Below are 15115 nucleotides of genomic sequence, written 5' to 3'. Positions count from 1 at the left end.
TCGGCGATGATCCAGGCTATCCAATCCCGCTCCACCGGGCCCTCTCACCTGACGCAGGCCGATGTGCTGGGTGCGCTGGGGTTGATGCAGAAGTATGAAGGGGTGGGATTGGCGCTGATGATGACGCGCTACACCAAGGATAAGGCCAGCCATCACAAGGCGGTGATCGGGGTGATGGCCGAGTGCAGCAAGCAGGCGCCCAAATATGTTGGGGCCATCAAGGATCGCGGCCAGGGGATGGCTCTGAAGGCGATCGCCGTAGTGGCCGTGCAGCACTATTGCCGCACTGCGGATACGCCGGGTGTAGCTTGTCAGTGTATTCAAGGTGGATGCACCGGCTGAGTTTCCCGTGAACGGCTAAAAATAAGTGAGACAGGGGCCCTTATGCCCCTTTTTTATGAGCAGGGTAGATAGCGACTGGTGGGTGAGTTACCAGTCAGGCCAGCTTTAAGGCGATTCAGACCCTGGGTGATACCGATACGGTGTTCCATGGTAACGGACAGCTTGAATGGATTAAGGGGGGGCGGGATGAGAAGCTACAAGATTAATCATGTGCAAGACGGTGATGGTATGGCTCGCTGGGAAGTGACTCTGTTTGAAGGAGCAAGTGAGGTTGACGGTGCTTTCTATACTTACTCTACCCCAGAGGAAGGTGATTCTGCCCGTGAAGAATGCGAACGTGCTGGGCAGCATTGGGTTGAGGCGGGAGTTAACAAGTTTGAGCTATATCCCCGCATGTTTAGGCAACCACAAGCTAGGTAAAAGGAAGATCGAACCATGGCCAACCAAGAAGATAATGTGGAAGGAATCTATTACATCAAAGGTGAGGCTGGTCGGAGTTTCAGTGAGGCTCAAGCAGCCGGAGACATCAGCCGTGTTGCCACTGGATTAACTATTGACGAATGGGGTCTCGCACAGGTGGTAATCGTCATGAATGAGAATAGCGATGCATTAGAGTGGAGTAAGAGAGGGGGATACATCTGCTGGTTTGACGGTCAAAAGCAATGGTCTTTGAAAGAGATGAAGGACCGGCTTGCCGCTGAGCTCAGTAATTAAGAAGCATTTGTAGTTATCAGGCCTTTCATCAGCGCCTCGCTACGTGAGACCTGTTGCAGCTCGGTAAACAAGTATCCTTGCTGCATGCCTGTGGGGTAAAGCCGGCCAGCATGACGCCGCCCTTCTGATATCGGACATCTTCATAATAAATTCGGCGCAGCAGTGGCTCACTTTGGAGTCCTCTCGCCTGTATGATAAGGCTCTAGTTGAGGATCGCAGTCCGCCTGGGGCCCTCCTCTTGGCGCTTAGCTGAGATGCGCTATCGAGTCGCTGTTGGGTACGTTGAGCTGTATCGAGTGGGTGCGTTCTAGAAAGGGGTTACTCAGGGATAACCAAGAACCAAGTAATGAAAACCTAGCCTACCTCATTGGCTTCATTAGTTTTTTTGATCCGCAACAAACTTCCTCTCAGTTTGATATCGTATGGAATTCATGTTGCAGTATCATGCCCATTCAGTAATTCAGTAATTCAGGTATCAGCCAGATTTCCCATGTTCTACTCATTCTCTCGTCAGCGCCGCTATAAGTAAAAATCAATAGTCATAGCGAGCAAGGCCTAATTAGACAGGAAACAGAAAATGCAATTTGTCACCCACGGCCCCGACATACCGGATGCGCTCCTACAGGCTCACGAAGAAGGTCGTGTGGTGTTCTTCTGCGGCGCCGGCATTTCTTACCCGGCAGGCCTGCCGGGTTTTTCAGGACTCGTGGACAGTCTCTATCGAGAACTTTCTGGTACACCCAATCCAGTTCAGCAGTCAGCAATCAAGGCGGGGCAGTTCGATACAGCAATAGGCTTATTGGAAGCCAATATCGTCGGTGGTCGAGAAACCGTGCGGCGATCGTTAGCGACCATCTTACAGCCGAACCTTACTGCCAATAATGCCACTGCGACACATGAAGCCCTGCTCACACTGTCACAAAACCGCAAGGGTAGCACTCGACTCATTACAACCAACTTCGACCGCGTTTTTGAAGAAGTTATGTTGGCCAAATCACTTTCCATTCCAGTTTTCAAAGCACCACTTCTCCCGGTGCCAAAAAAACGTTGGGATGGCCTGATCTATTTGCACGGTGTGCTACCGGTAACTCCAACTGCAAGCGATCTGGATCGGTTAGTCGTATCAAGTGGAGACTTCGGTCTCGCTTATTTGACCGAGCGCTGGGCTGCCCGATTTGTCAGTGAGTTATTTCGCAACTTTACCGTTTGCTTCGTCGGTTACAGCATCAATGATCCAGTGCTGCGCTACATGATGGATGCGCTAGCCGCCGACCGTTTGCTAGGAGAATCGCCTCCAGAGATGTTTGCTTTTGGTAGTTTTTCTAAAGGTAAAGAATTGGATCGCACAAATGAATGGAAGGCGAAGAACGTAACTCCTATTCTCTATCGCGAACACTCGCGCCATGCTTACTTACATAAGACCCTGTGGGCTTGGGCAGATACGTACCGTGATGGTGTGCTCGGCAAGGAGCAGATCATTATTCGCCACGCCTTGGCGCGCCCATCGGCCAGTACAAAGCAAGATGATTTCGTAGGACGGATGCTATGGGCTTTGTCGGATAAATCTGGCTTGCCAGCGAAGCGTTTTGCCGACTTCAATCCCGCCCCTTCATTGGATTGGCTGCTAGATCCCTTCGCAAAAGATAAGTTCGAGCATTGCGATCTGACACGCTTTGGTGTGCCACCCCAAAGTGAAGTCGACGCTAAACTGCGCTTCAGTTTAATTCGGCGGCCTACGTCCTATGACCGGGCCCCTCTAATGTTACTGGTATCAGGAAGCGTGATTGGCAGTAATTGGGACGATGGAATGTACCATCTTGCTCGCTGGCTTGTGCGCCACCTCGATGACCCTAGGTTGGTCATCTGGATTGCGGAATGTGGTGGTCAGTTGCATGACAGTTGGAAGCGGCTGATTGAATTCGAATTGGATCGGTTTGCTTCTCTGGAGCTTGAGGAGAAGCACTCCGAGCTGGATGAAATACGTTTGAACGCACCTAGTGCTATTCCTGGTCCTCTAATGCGCACTTTGTGGCGACTGCTGCTCAATAGTCGGGTGAAATCGCCACAAATCGATCCCGATGTGTATCGCTGGCAAAACCGTTTTAAATTGGAAGGCCTGACTACTATGCTGCGCTTGGAGTTGCGGGAGTTGCTCGAACCTAAAGTGGTTTTGAAGAGACCATTTCACTGGGGCGATAACGACTCGAACTGCGATGATGAACCAAGGCGAATTAAACAATTGGTTAACTGGGAACTTGAACTGGCCGCAACTCACGTACATTCATCTCTGCATGATTTAGCTGGCGAGGGCTGGACATTTGCCTTGCCGCAGCTGCTGGAAGAATTCCAGCAGCTGTTGCGCGATGCGCTGGATCTGTTATGTGAGTTGGGCGAAGCCGATGACCGTAGCGATAGATCGCATTGGGATCTCCCATCTATCACGCCACACAGACAAAACCGAGGACGGCATGATTGGGTCTGTTTGATCGAATTGCTGCGCGATGCGTGGTTGGTGGTTCACTCCGATGATAGAGCGCGTGCGACACGAATCGCACTGAGCTGGTTTGATGTACCGTATCCTACTTTCAAGCGCTTGGCCTTGTTCTCCGCCAGTCAGGAAGCGGGCATTCAGACTGCGCAGTGGGTTGAATGGCTGTTGGCAGATGATGCATGGTGGCTATGGTCCATAGAGACGGGGCGGGAAGTGCTCAGGCTGTTCGTTTTGCAGGGGCAGCATTTGAAAGGTGCAAGCTTAGAGCGCCTTGAGGAGGCAATCTTGGCTGGCCCCCCGCGTGAAATGTACCAGGACGACCTAGAAGCAGATAAATGGCATGACATAGTGGAGCATTCCGTCTGGCTGCATCTTGCGAAATTGGGTACATCGGGCCTTGAGCTTGGTGCATCTGCAACTGCTCGTTTGGCGGAGCTATCTGCTGCCCACCCTCATTGGCAGTTGGCGACTAACGAACGTGATGAGTTCTCGATCTGGATGAGTGGCACTGGTGAGCCTGATTACGAGGATAGTCGGAATGTCGACATCACTCCCCGTAAGCGAAAGGAGTTGGTGCTGTGGCTAACAAAACCAATGCCAGAACGTATGCCATTCGACGAAGATACATGGCGTGACGTTTGCCGTACTCGCTTCTTTCACAGTCTACTTGCGCTAAGTGATTTGGCACAGGATGGCGTATGGCCCGCCAGCCGATGGCGTGAGGCTCTGCAGGCATGGGCCGGAGAAGGCACATTATTACGCTCCTGGCGTTACGCCGCACCTTTGGTACAGGTTATGCCTGATGCCATCCTTCTGGAAATTGTCCATAGTGTGACTCGGTGGATTGAAGCCATATCCAAGTCTGCCAACCATCATGAAAGTATTCTACTTGAGTTGTGCGAGCGCGTACTTTCACTTCCGCTTGACGCTGGCTCAGGTTCACACACCTTCCGAAATGGTGTCGAAATATATGATCCTGTCGGTTCTGCTATTAACCATCCCATTGGACATATCACTCAGGCGCTCATTAGCGTATGGCTCAGGAGAAACCCTAGTGACAATGATCTGCTTCCAGCTAATCTTAAACCTATGTTCACTGCTCTGTGCGACGTGCAGGTGGAACGATTCCGTCACGGTCGAGTACTTCTGGGCTCGCGACTGATTGCATTTTTCCGTGTTGATCGTCCTTGGACTGAACAGCACCTTTTGTCAGTGTTCGGCTGGATAAACCCCGCCGAAGCAAAAGGAGTATGGGAGGGATTCCTATGGTCCCCTCGCTTATATCAGCCGTTAATGACCGCATTTAAGTCACAATTCTTGGGCTGTGCAAACCACTATGCCGCTCTTGGCGAGCACCGCCAGCAGTTTGCAGCCTTTTTGACGTATGCAGCATTGGGCCCAATCGAGGGGTACACCATTGATGAATTCCGACTTGCAATAGGTGCGCTCCCACCGGAAGGTCTAGAGGAATCCGCGCAGGCACTTTCCCAAGCACTTGAAGGGGCAGGTGATCAGTGTGAGGACTACTGGAATAACCGCGTGCAGCATTTCTGGCAAAAAATTTGGCCAAAAAATCGAGATTTGGCTACCCCGAGAGTAGCCAAGTCATTGACTCGTATGGTAATAGCTGCTAGAGGTGAATTACCGGCAGCCTTGGCCGCAGTACATAACTGGCTTCAACCGATCCAACATCCGAGCAGCGTTATGCATAGTTTGCACGAATCTGGTTTGTGCAAAAGGTTTCCTACGGAAGTATTGCAGTTGTTGAATGCTGTGATTGTCGATCAACAGTGGGTGGGTAGGGAGTTTGGGCTTTGTTTGAGTGAGATCGCACTGGGCTCACCACAACTGGTGCGTGATGCTCGTTACCAGCGGCTCCATGAATATTCGCGTAAACAAGGCATGTAATTCATTTCACTAATGGTAATTCTGTCCATTCAGTGGTGTAGCGGGGGCTGAGCTGTTCCCGCTTCATCGTCCACTCCCTCGTATCCCGGCTCCGGGCGGCAAAGTAGACCTTCCCCAATCTTCCCTGATTGATCTTGTCCATCACCTGCATCAGCGCCTCAGCACGGGGAGCCTGTTGCTGGTCGGTGAATAGCTCCCCCTGCTGGATGCTGGCTGGAGTGAAGTCGGCCAGCATGACCCCTCCTTTCATATAACGGACATCATCTCGCCAGATCCGGTGCAGCAGTGGTTCGATCTGGGCGAGCAGTTCTCGTGTGTCGGCTGTGGGGATTGGCAACCGGGTAGCGATCTGGTTGCTGTAGTGGGTTTCCCGCTCTGAGAAGGGGCTGCTGCGGATAAACAGGGTCACATGGCGGCACCGTTGCCCCTCGGCCCGCAGCTTTTCGGCGGCCCGCTCCATGTAGCCGGCCAGCGCCTGCTGCATAGGGCCAAACGCGGTGATGCGTTCACCAAAGCTCCGGCTGCAGATGATCTGCTGCTTGGCCTGGGCCATCGACTCCAGCTCGGCACAGAGGATCCCCCGCAGCTCCTGCGCGGTGCCATCGACCACCACGCCATACTGTCGGCGCAGACTCTTGGGGTCTGCCGCCACCAGATCAGCCACGGTGTTGATGCCCTGTTTGTTGAGCTTGGCGGTCAATTTGTGCCCTATCCCCCAGACTTCCTCAACCGGGGTGATGGCCATCCACTTGAAGCGGCGCCCCTCATCACGCAGATCCACCACGCCGCCGGTGGCCGGCCACTTCTTGGCGGCGTAGTTCGCCAGCTTGGCCAGGGTCTTGGTCGGCGCAATGCCGACTCCGACGGTGAGGCCAGTCCACTGCTGTACCCGTTCGCAGATCTGGCGGCCATAGGCCAGCAGGTCGCCTGCCCAGCGTTCGCTGAGCTCGACGAATGCTTCATCAATACTGTAGGCCTCGACTGTTGGCTCCAAGCTCTCCAGGGGCGTCATCACGCGGTTCAACATGTTGCCATTTATGTGGAATGGAAAATCAAGCCAGTCGAGTTCGGTCCGCTAACAACCAAGCATTGTTTGTATGATTACGGCGCTTTCAGTCATTTCAGCTTTAATGCTCTTGAACACCAGCCAGCCACTGCGAAGGTCGGCAATGTGCCTCAGCCCGAATACCCTGCCGTTCAAGCGGCATTCCCAGAATCTGCCGTTCGTGGCGTTTTGGTACATCCGATCCATTAGCCGCTTCAGGATAACCGGTGCCGGCATGACTCCAATAAGAACCGTACCATCGGGATGTCGGGCGCTTCAGTCTCCAGCACATAGTCCACATCGTCCTTGCACAATTGCAGGCGCCGCGTGGCAAGCGCCAGCAGGAATTCACTTGCAGCTCCGCCGCGAGGACTCTGGCTGGCAAGGATGACCCGCCTAAACAGCCGGCCCAATTCACGACTCTCAGCGACAGTGTCAGCGAAATTGAGCTCGTAGGGATAAGCAGCGCGCAACAGTGAGGCCTGAATCACATCGTCGTTGAACCGGCCGAAGTTGCCGGGTGCAAGGAGCGTCTGCTGGAACCAGTTGCTGATGATCCGGCGCTCGCTGGGTACGAAAGCATTCGCACGGAGCCGCTGTAGCACCGAAGAGATCGTGAAGTACACGTCCGCCTGCCTGTGTCCGGGCTTTTCCGGCAGGCTTTTGGGCCAGAACACAAATCCTGGCTGGAGACAGAGTTGCTGCTGCGCATTAGCCAAGAACAGGTCATCGCCCATGGGCTGGCTCGCAAGACGCAGGCGGTCAATCCGTGACTCTACGACAGGCAGCAACTGCTCAGGTACCAGCTTCTTGATTTCCAGATCGATCAGCAACTGGAGCTCGGCGGCCCAAGCATGATTATCGTATGAGGCTGGAAGCACGATCTGGTCGACCGTCAGCAACTGATAGGGAAAGAAGTTGTGCGTCTGGATTAGGCTGTTCTCAAGCCTCCCACGCTTTGGTTCGCCTGTGGTCTTCGCCATGCCTACTAGATACATTAGTGGCGCATCGGGCGAGATGCTTCGCAGGTCCCGGCTGATATCAAGCAATGTCCTACCGCTCTCAATGACACTCGCGACAATGACTATTGCTTCGATCGTTTTGGCAGGAATGTCATCGATTTTATCCCGCGCAATCACCGGCGCTGGCGTGGCGAGGTGGGCCGCCACGCGCATTGCAAGCGCCTGCGACTGTTGGTCGGCGGCGATCACATGCGACAAACGCGCCGGTAGCGATCGGCGCAGAGCATAGTCGAGCTTGTCACCAAAATCTGCGCTTTCTAGCAGCTTGTCAGCGTTTATGTGGAACAAGCGCGGCGTCTTCAAACCGCTGCGTCCGAGCCCCACCTCGAAAACCTCGGCGCAGGCGTAGCGGCCCATCAGCGCCGAAAGTCCCTTCGGTGCGTCGGCGAGCCCCACCAGCAGCGCGTCCTGTTGGGGGCCAACGAACTCGAACTGATCGCCCTGTAGCTTGATAGCGTGTGAGCCTCCTGTGCACATTGGGCAATCCGCGGATTCGTTGGCTGAGGGTAACGTCGTGAAGCCGGCGGGATTGACCTGGGCTTCCCGTAAAAGGTCACAGACGACCGGCGTTGTGCTCGTTTTTTGCCCGAGGTACAGCAAATGCACGATCCGCTTCGGCTCGACATTCTTCTCGTCGATGAGGCGAGCAGCGAGAGAGCCGCTGGACGATGCAGAGATCAACACCACTGCATTATCGTCGCTGTCGAACTCGCATTGATCAAAACCGGCATAGGACGAGAAATTGTTAGCGAGAATCCAACGCGCACCCGCAAATGAGCGACGCTGCTCATTGATTGCGGCGACGACGGCATATAGCGAGGGCGTATCAAGGTAAGCCTTTGTTACTGAGGGGGCGATATGAGGCAGGCAGCAGAAACCGATAAATGCGATCTCCGCTCCACGCGTCAATATGTTAGATAGCCGTATGAATCTCTCTGTGTGCCGTCCCGAAGGGTTCTCGAAATGATAAGTGGCGTTTGCCTCGACGAAGCCTCGTCGCTCGTTGAAGATAAAGGTGATTCCGCGGCGCCGCACATCATCGATGGTCATGCCATTGGTAAGTATGGTGCCTGCGACGCAGTGGCGCCTACTCTCGACGCCATTGCTGTCGTAACCGATGAGGGTGACGGTGCTATGGCCGAGCCTACCCAACGTCGAATAATGAAGCGAATTGTTGGTCAGCTCCTCCAGCGTGGCAGCAAACGATGGATCGCGCACAATGATCGCCACCTCGTCGGGCACGAGATTGGTTTCTATTTCCGCCTCCATCATGCTTGCGAACGCTTCTGGGTCTAGTTCTGGCTCCCCCACGAAGACCATCAACGTATCACGTGTGCTGGCTTCCTCTGCCTCGTTCGAACGGTGGAGGTCGAACCTCAAGCTAAATAGTGATTTCACCATCCCCTCCGCAGTGGTAGCAGGACCGTAAGTAGACTTCCTGCGACCGGGGCAAGGATCCCGTCCTCAGGACGGAACACCTGGAGGGCCTCATGGCCCTCACCCACATTCGTATCCGAGAAGTCGGCATGGAGTGATAGGCGTCCTGTTCGCAGTCGCAGGAACCCCCGCTCTTGGCACAGTACCCGCAGCACATGCGGTAACCCCTGTCCAAAGCGCGATCCTCCCTTGGCGCTGAAGGTCGTAAAGCAGTCTCGGACCGCAGCCTCTTCCTCTTCACTATTGAGCTCAACGAGTGTTTTGCCTGCACGCGAGACGGCAAAACCAGGTCCGGAATCGAGGATAGATAGCTCGAACAGGTGAGTCTGGGCAGCACCTTCCGCCGGTTCTAGGGACCGGCAATAATGAGCGAGCGGGGGATAGTCGGCCACGATCTGGGCTAACGTTTCCGGCTTGATAGCATGATGTACGGTCTTGATTGCGCGGATCGACATCGACAGGATATTGCCGAAGGCGTCGGACTGGCCGTGTTCCTCGGTGTTCTTGAACAACTCAAAGATCATGCCACCTAGGGCATCGGGCATTTGTGGCGCGATCCTGTTCTGGTACGCGTTCGGCACGGTTTGCCGCAACAGCCACGAAGCCAACGAGGTAAAAGAGTGTCGCGGCCGCAATTGGGGGGCCTGGCCACTATCGGTCTTGTAGAGGAGATAAGGTGCATTACGCCCAAGATGATCTGCGCAGATAATTTCCACCGACGAGCCGCGATAGGCCGCTTTCGGCTTGGCACTCAGTAAAGTTGTTAGGCGCGCGAGCGCTGCATCCCGCACCTGATGAGTTAGATCTCCCGCTTTGCCACCGCCCATGATGACACCGGCGCAAAGGGCGCCAGTCAGCCCGGGCAGGCGACGGACTAGTTCCCCGATCTGCTCAGGTGTTTCAACGTAAGTTTTCAGAGTAACTGGAGGGCGTGGCTGGGCCCATGTGACCAGCAATTGGTTCAGGGCCGCCTCGCCGCCGCCCCCGAAATGACGCAGGTTCGACGGCAAAGTAAAAGGCTCATTCTCGGGTGCGACGGCAGCTTCACGCAGGGCCTGCTCGATGTTGGCGACACTCGCCTGTGCTGGAATACGCAACACTGTCTCCTTGATCCCTTCAGCTTAGGCCCGGGCCCAGCCGTTAGGAAATGAATACCATCAGCTTCAGCATTGACGCAACGGTTGAGGATCGCCCATCCGAAATTTCATCGACGCAACCGAGACGTTGAAAACATGACGGGAATGTTAATCCGACGATTGGGTTTTCGATAGCCCCAAATGAGAGTTTTCATATGTTCAATAAACCATCCTTTCTGGATGGGCGTCGGTAATAGGTTGACCGACTCACTATCGGCTCGGCGCTCATACGGGTCACGCTACAGACTTTGTTTTTCGCAGCGAATCTCCAAGCAGCTCAATCTGATGGGCGCTGTTGTACCAGCCGGTCTAGGGTGGTGAACTGGGATATTCCACAGTGTCACAAATTGCCACAGCTCAGCTCGTGGGGGAGGTGGGCTGGCAACTTTGGAAAAGTGATTTCACTTACTGGGAATGGAATGAAACTTCGTCGAACTGGCAGCCGACGCGCCCAAATAAAACGTAAAATACGCTGAAATACCTCTTTTATGTGAAAAGGCAATAAATTTTTTCTCCATTCCACAATAGCCTCTTCAAATCATATAAGGTGCCGTTTCGTCGAATGCCGAGAGGTCCCATTGAATGGCACACAAACCCGAAAGACATACCCTTCCGACCGCTGGTTTTATTCGCCAGTCCGTACTTCTCCCCTATCTGGGGTTTTCTGCTTCCACTCTGTGGAGAAAGGTAAAGCAAGGCACGTTTCCAGCACCAGTGAAGCTTTCTCAGCGAGTCACCGCATGGGATGCAGAGAAGGTGTTTGAATGGATCTTGTCAAAAAGCAATGCCGCATGAATGAGAGTGTGATGATGAGTCAAGCAGGGAAAAGTGTAGAGCAACGCATGAGCGGTTTTATGATTCAAGATACTGTAATTTCATCGTGGAAATGTGGATCCACCAAGCAGGAGCTGGTGACCCTGCATCAGGTGGCAAACCCTGTAGACACGAAAGGGGAACTTCGCGCAGCAAGTACCTTGTGTGCAATGCTGACACTTAAGGGGAACGATATCAGTCCCTATGGGCTGAAATTCATGGAACACTGGCTGCGTACTTTAGAGGAGGCTCTTTTGGATTGCGCTGTGCCATACGAATCCAAATACGCTGAGGATAGGGATGACCAGGGGAGGCAGCAGATCATTAAGCGGTGGACCCAGCGTGTAGCCGACGCCTACCGTGCTGCTCATGGTGACTTCAACCGCATTGGTGAAGTGACGATTCATATCAACAATGAGAAGTTTCCTGCCGCCATTAAGGATTTTCTCAGACATTCCCCTCAGGAACATAACGAGGACCACAACCTTGAAAAACGCCGGGGCTTATCCCCTGCCACAAGAGCAAGTAGCACGCTATCTGGTAACTTTCTCCACTCTCATTCCTAACGGCTACCAGCCAGTCAAATAAGAGTTTTCACATGAACTTTGAACAAGAGGGGCTTACCCCCCAGGGCGAAGCCTTGCCCAAAATCAGCCACCCGCTGGCCTACATAGTACCAATCTATGAACATCACATAGGAGGCAAACTGGATCTGACCGTCAGCGCCCGCGAGCTTCATGCCTTCTTTGACACACGATCTCGCTTCAACACCTGGATCAAAATGCGCATTGCTGAGTTGGACATGGCAAATGAGGCCGATTACGTCCAAACCTTTGGCTATCACGGTCGCTTTGAATATTTCTTCACGTTCAACACAGCAATTGGGGTGATACAGGTAGAGAAAGGCGATAAGGCCCGTTGTATGCGCAACTACCTCAGCGCCTGTGAAGAGCCTTTGGTTGTTGCTACGAATGGGGAGCACGATCAATCTGAACCAGACCGGGACTATCACGCCCTGCTGCTCTATGCCCTGAAAGATTACAGTGCCCATCCGGGCATAAAGGCGAATGAGCCGCGTCTTCGGGTCAAACCGCATAAGAATTTACGCAAGGACAGCCACGCCCTGATGTGCGATGCCTTGAAAGAACGACGCGACCGCTTGGGAAAAAAGACGGAGGAAGGCCACTACGGTCGCGAGGCCGACACGCTCAATTGGATCGTATTGGGAATGGATAGCAAATCTTGGCTGGCAATCCGTGGCCTTCAAGGGGAGATGCGTCACCACCTGGACCCCCATCAGCTTGAGCTGCTGGCTTATCTGGAGCGGTGTAACACTACCCTGCTTGATATCGATATGGCCTATCCCGAGCGCAAAGAACATTTAGTCGTACTGCTGATGCGACACATGTTGCGGGGGATCCGTTGATATGAGCCAGCCAACAAGGATTGTCTCTGATGTGCTCGCCGCCGCAGTGGGCCACTGGCCTGATCTGCTGACTGCCGTGGGTATCGACACCCCGCATCATGGCAAGCATGGCCCCTGCCCTGCCTGTGGTGGCAGTGACAGGTTCCGGCTCGATGACAAGGGCGGGCGCGGCACCTTCATCTGTTCACAGTGCGGCAGCGGGGATGGGTTGGATCTGGTGTGCCGAGTGACGAACAAAACCCTTAAGGAGGCCGCCGCACTGGTGGCCCCTCTGGTGGGGTTGTCTGCTGGGGGACTGGCTCCTGCCGAACGGGAGCGCATCCACCAGCAACAACAGGTCAGGGCCGAAGCCGAACGCAAGCAGGACGAGCAGCGATGCAGGAAGGCAGTCCGCCGGGCCGTTACCATCATGCGGGACTGTGAGTCGGGCCAAGCCCCTTATCTGGTACGCAAGCACCTACACTGGCCCCACGGGACGATTAACCGCACCTTGATCCGTGAGGGGGGCGAGAACTTCCCGGCGGAAAGCCTGGTTGTTCCTCTGATCAATGAGGCCACCGAACTGGTGAACGTTCAGCTTATTCGGGATGACGGCACCAAGCGTTACCTGGCAGGTGGCCAGAAGGCCGGAGCCTATCACCGTATTGAGGGCGGGGAGCTGGTGGCCGTGGTGGAAGGCTACGCCACTGGGCTTTCTGTGTATCTGGCTACTGGGGCAACGGTCTATTGCGCCATGGATTGCGGCAACTTGGCTAAAGTGGCCGCAATCGCCTGCCGCCAGCACCCAGAGGCCCGGATCCTGCTTTGTGGTGACAATGACGAAGCGACCAAGGGCAACCCAGGCAGAGCCAAGGCCGAACAAGCCGCCGCCGCGGTGGGTGGGTTAGTGGCTCTGCCGCCTGTATCTGGCGACTGGAACGACCATCACCAAACCCACGGGCTGACCGCAACCAAGGCGGCCATTATTAGCGCCGGCACCACACAGGCCACCAGCCAACCCCAAGAGGCGGGTCAGGAGGAGGGGGCGAACGTAATCCCGCTCCACCCAGAGCTCCTTGCGGATACCCCTAAGCACCAACCACCAACCCCCATGATTGACAAGATGAGTGCCAGTCAACGGGCCGTCCTGCTGGTGGAGCGGTTGGGGCAGGTGGCGATCAACATCGAGGCCGAGCGCGTCTACCACTATGACGGCTGCCTGTGGACGCCGTTGTCTGATACCGAGCTGCGCCGCGAGATGGCCGCCATCTTTACCGCGCATGGAGCCCCGTTCAGCGACAAGGGGATTGGTGCCGCGGTCTCTACTATGAAGCTGATGATCCCGGTCATGGGGCAACCCACCCAAGAGCTGATCGGCTTTGCCAATGGTGTCTATGACATGGCGGCCCGCCGGTTTCGGCCACACTCGCCCGCCGATGGTCTGCTGAACCACAACGGCATCGAGTATGCCACCCCGCACCCTAGTGAATCCATCGAGCAACACGCGCCCAACTTCACCAGGTGGCTGAGTCACGCCGCAGAGGATGATTCCGCCAAGATGGCTCGCATCAAGGCCGCCCTCTACATGGTGCTGGCCAACCGCTATGACTGGCAGCTATTCCTTGAGGTGACTGGCGAGGGTGGCAGTGGCAAGAGCATCTTTGCCCGGATCGCGACTCTGCTGGCTGGTGGGCCGCGCAATACGGGGTCCGGCAATATGGCTTCGCTGGATACCGCCCGAGGCCGAGCCCAGTTCGTGGACAAGCGGCTGATCGCCCTGCCGGATCAGTCCAAATACATCGGCGATGGTAGCGGCATCAAGGCCATCACTGGCGGCGATATGGTCGAGATAGACGGCAAGTATGAGAAGCAATATGGCGCGGTCATTCAGGCGGTGGTGTTGGTCACCAACAACGAACCGATGATCATCACCGAGCGCAACGGGGGCGTATCCCGCCGTCGGGTGATCTTCACCTTTAACCGGGTTGTGGGAGAGACCGACAAAGACCCGCGGCTAGGGGACAAGATAGCCGCCGAGCTGCCCGTGGTGATCCGCCACCTGCTGGCTTTGTTCGCCGAGCCGGAACGCGCCTGCCGCCTGCTGCTGGAACAGCGCAACTCTGGCGATGCCCTGACCATCAAGCGGGCCACCGATCCGGTGATCGATCTGTGCGGGCTGGTGGAATTTTTGGATGAGCCCAGAGGCCTGATGATGGGAGGCAACCCCGAGATCAAGCGGGAGCCCCGCCGCTATCTCTACCACCTCTACCTTGCCTTCATGGATTATCACGGACTGGGCCGCCCGCTATCCGTTCAGGGGTTTACCCGTGCGGTCAAGGCTGCTGCCAAAGAGTACGGCACCCAGTACAGCAGCCGGACGATCAAGGGTAAGGCACAGACGAACGTCACACCGAGCGAGACGGCCGAGCAGTTCATGCCCCAGGCTGCCCATGCTGGGGATGAATGACGCCAGCCAGAAGGAAACGAGGGCTGCCGAGTGTTGTCCTCTGCGTCTACCGCCTCTCTATAGATAGGACTTTTGCAAATGAACCCTACACCCCCTACCCGAACCGCTGAATGCCTTGCTATGTAAGTGATGTATAGAGGTAGGGATAATATTTTTTAACCCTACCCAAACCCTACCTTTTAGCTTATCCCTACCCATAGGGCATGACTCGAATTGGTAGTGATGTTGTATCTGGTCTGATGAGTGACCGAGGTAGGGGGTGGGGTTACAGGTAGGGGTTGGGTAGGGTCTTAATTTTAAGCCCACCCCGCTCAAATCCAGCCATAGCAAGGCTT

10 protein-coding genes are annotated in these 15115 nt (G+C 55.0%); 7 read left to right on the top strand and 3 right to left on the bottom strand.

Going from position 1 to position 15115, the window contains the following annotated elements; genetic code table 11:
• Positions 1–6 precede the first annotated feature (6 nt).
• The 4 genes from GWQ29_RS01595 to dsr1 all read left to right on the top strand — a co-directional run bounded on the left by GWQ29_RS01595 (position 7) and on the right by dsr1 (position 5455).
• Complete coding sequence (locus GWQ29_RS01595) at positions 7–342, top strand: hypothetical protein (RefSeq protein ID WP_275918611.1); 336 nt, start codon at positions 7–9, stop codon at positions 340–342.
• Between the two features lie 186 nt (positions 343–528).
• Positions 529–762 carry a hypothetical protein gene (locus GWQ29_RS01590; RefSeq protein ID WP_275918610.1) on the top strand — a complete coding sequence of 78 codons (234 nt, stop codon included), beginning with the start codon at positions 529–531 and terminating at the stop codon, positions 760–762.
• Between the two features lie 15 nt (positions 763–777).
• Positions 778–1056: a hypothetical protein gene (locus GWQ29_RS01585; protein WP_275918609.1), complete on the top strand. Its 279-nt coding sequence runs from the start codon at positions 778–780 to the stop codon at positions 1054–1056.
• Positions 1057–1633: 577 nt separating this feature from the next.
• Positions 1634–5455 carry an anti-phage defense-associated sirtuin Dsr1 gene (gene dsr1 / locus GWQ29_RS01580; protein WP_275918608.1) on the top strand — a complete coding sequence of 1274 codons (3822 nt, stop codon included), beginning with the start codon at positions 1634–1636 and terminating at the stop codon, positions 5453–5455.
• Between the two features lies 1 nt (position 5456).
• Here dsr1 and GWQ29_RS01575 read toward each other — a convergent pair whose 3' ends face one another.
• From GWQ29_RS01575 to GWQ29_RS01565, 3 genes are all read right to left on the bottom strand, one after another.
• Entirely contained in the window at positions 5457–6482 is a 1026-nt protein-coding gene (locus GWQ29_RS01575) for a DUF4113 domain-containing protein (RefSeq protein WP_275918607.1), read from the bottom strand.
• A gap of 233 nt (positions 6483–6715) precedes the next feature.
• Positions 6716–8920 carry a hypothetical protein gene (locus tag GWQ29_RS01570; protein ID WP_275918606.1) on the bottom strand — a complete coding sequence of 735 codons (2205 nt, stop codon included), beginning with the start codon at positions 8918–8920 and terminating at the stop codon, positions 6716–6718.
• Complete coding sequence (locus GWQ29_RS01565) at positions 8917–10056, bottom strand: hypothetical protein (RefSeq protein WP_275918605.1); 1140 nt, start codon at positions 10054–10056, stop codon at positions 8917–8919. Before GWQ29_RS01565 ends, GWQ29_RS01570 begins: the two co-directional genes overlap by 4 nt.
• Positions 10057–10859: 803 nt before the next feature.
• On the opposite strand from GWQ29_RS01565, the gene GWQ29_RS01560 reads away from it, so the two are divergent.
• From GWQ29_RS01560 to GWQ29_RS01550, 3 genes are read left to right on the top strand one after another with little or no spacing between them, the layout of a single operon-like run.
• Positions 10860–11474: a hypothetical protein gene (locus GWQ29_RS01560; protein WP_275918604.1), complete on the top strand. Its 615-nt coding sequence runs from the start codon at positions 10860–10862 to the stop codon at positions 11472–11474.
• 32 nt (positions 11475–11506) lie between these two features.
• On the top strand, positions 11507–12334 hold the full coding sequence (locus GWQ29_RS01555) for an antA/AntB antirepressor family protein (RefSeq protein ID WP_275918603.1): 828 nt from the start codon (positions 11507–11509) through the stop codon (positions 12332–12334).
• Between the two features lies 1 nt (position 12335).
• Positions 12336–14780 carry a primase-helicase zinc-binding domain-containing protein gene (locus GWQ29_RS01550; RefSeq protein ID WP_275918602.1) on the top strand — a complete coding sequence of 815 codons (2445 nt, stop codon included), beginning with the start codon at positions 12336–12338 and terminating at the stop codon, positions 14778–14780.
• Positions 14781–15115 lie beyond the last annotated feature (335 nt).

This window comes from Aeromonas sp. 2HA2, from assembly GCF_029237345.1.
Classification (GTDB): Bacteria; Pseudomonadota; Gammaproteobacteria; order Enterobacterales; family Aeromonadaceae; genus Aeromonas; species Aeromonas salmonicida.
Note: the sequence above shows the minus strand (reverse complement) of the source record. Positions and strands in the feature narration are given on the sequence as shown.

Excerpts from the sequence above, each read along its gene's own strand:
- GWQ29_RS01590 (WP_275918610.1), top strand. The coding sequence starts at position 529 with ATGAGAAGCTACAAGATTAATCATGTGCAAGACGGTGATGGTATGGCT.
- GWQ29_RS01585 (WP_275918609.1), top strand. The coding sequence starts at position 778 with ATGGCCAACCAAGAAGATAATGTGGAAGGAATCTATTACATCAAAGGT.
- dsr1 (WP_275918608.1), top strand. The coding sequence starts at position 1,634 with ATGCAATTTGTCACCCACGGCCCCGACATACCGGATGCGCTCCTACAG.
- GWQ29_RS01575 (WP_275918607.1), bottom strand. The coding sequence starts at position 6,482 with ATGTTGAACCGCGTGATGACGCCCCTGGAGAGCTTGGAGCCAACAGTC.
- GWQ29_RS01555 (WP_275918603.1), top strand. The coding sequence starts at position 11,507 with ATGAACTTTGAACAAGAGGGGCTTACCCCCCAGGGCGAAGCCTTGCCC.
- GWQ29_RS01550 (WP_275918602.1), top strand. The coding sequence starts at position 12,336 with ATGAGCCAGCCAACAAGGATTGTCTCTGATGTGCTCGCCGCCGCAGTG.
- GWQ29_RS01595 (WP_275918611.1), top strand. The coding sequence starts at position 7 with ATGATCCAGGCTATCCAATCCCGCTCCACCGGGCCCTCTCACCTGACG.
- GWQ29_RS01560 (WP_275918604.1), top strand. The coding sequence starts at position 10,860 with ATGGATCTTGTCAAAAAGCAATGCCGCATGAATGAGAGTGTGATGATG.